The organism is Corallococcus sp. 4LFB (assembly GCF_046520365.1).
Classification (GTDB): domain Bacteria; phylum Myxococcota; class Myxococcia; order Myxococcales; family Myxococcaceae; genus Corallococcus; species Corallococcus caeni.
On record NZ_JBKGHJ010001050.1, the window covers coordinates 1 to 1129 of the forward strand.

The 1129-nt window shown below is 76.4% G+C and carries 2 protein-coding genes; both read left to right on the forward strand.

Annotation, left to right across the window (positions count from 1 at the left end; all coding sequences use genetic code 11):
- Nucleotides 1–228: hypothetical protein (locus ACLEQD_RS43945; protein ID WP_410391875.1), on the forward strand; the 228-nt coding region annotated here is incomplete at its 5' end.
- Nucleotides 229–245: 17 nt separating this feature from the next.
- Nucleotides 246–1129: PEP/pyruvate-binding domain-containing protein (locus ACLEQD_RS43950; protein ID WP_410391876.1), on the forward strand; the 884-nt coding region annotated here is incomplete at its 3' end.

The following is a 1129-nucleotide window of genomic DNA, read 5'->3' on the forward strand; positions in this document are numbered from 1 at the left end:
CGACGGCGTGCGCCCGGAGCGCGCCCCGAGTGGCGGAGCGCGGAGCGCACCGAGCCGGACGCCCGCCGCGCGAGCAAGACCATCGGACCCGTCCCTTCCCCCACGAGCCCACCGCCCAGGCACCGGAACCCCGGCAGGCCCCGGCGCCCGTCCATCCTCTGGTTCGACGCCCTGTCCCGCGAGGACGTGGCCCAGGCCGGAGGCAAGGCGCCAACCTGGGAGAGCTGACGCGCGCCGGGCTGCCCGTGCCGCCGGGCTTCGTCATCACCGCCGCCGCCTTCCAGCACGCCCTGGAGCCCGTGCGCGCCCGGCTGCGCGAGCTGTGGCAGCGCGTGGATCCGGACGACGCGGGGTCGCTCGCCGGGCTCACGCAGGCGCTGCGCGACCTGGTGCTCCAGGCGCCCCTGCCGGACGGGCTGCACGCCGGCATCCTCGCCGCCTACCACCAGCTGAGGGAGGGCTCCGCCGTCGCGGTGCGCTCGTCCGCCACCGCGGAGGACACCGCCACCACCTCCTTCGCGGGCATGCACGAGTCGTTCACCAACGTGGTGGGCGACGACGCGCTCATCGAGCGCGTGCGGGCGTGCTGGGCCTCGGCCTTCACCCCGCGCGTGGTGGCCTACCGCAAGGCCCAGGGGCTCACGGAGGTGCCGGAGATCGCCGTGGTGGTGCAGGCCATGGTGGACTCGACGCGCTCGGGCGTCATGTTCACCGTGGACCCGGCCAGCGGCGACCGCGGGCACCTGGTCATCGAGGGGGCCTTCGGCCTGGGGGAGGTCGTCGTGGGCGGACAGGTGGAGCCGGACACCTACGTCGTGGACCGCGCGGGGCCCCGCATCCTGGAGGCCCGCGTGGGCGAGAAGGCCTTCCGCCTGGTGCGCGAAGGCGTGGGCCGCGAGCGGCGCGAGGACCTCACGCCGGAGCAGGCCCGCGCGCGGGTGCTCACGGACGTGCAGGTGCTGGAGCTGGCGCGCCTGGGGCTGCGCGTGGAGCGGCACTATGGGGCCCCAGCACTCGAGTGGGCGGAGCAGGACGGCCGCTTCTACCTGGTGCAGTCGCGGCCGGTGACGACCGCGCTGCAGGGCGCCCGGAGGCCCGAAGGCCGCCGCGCCGGGGCCAAGCCGCCTCG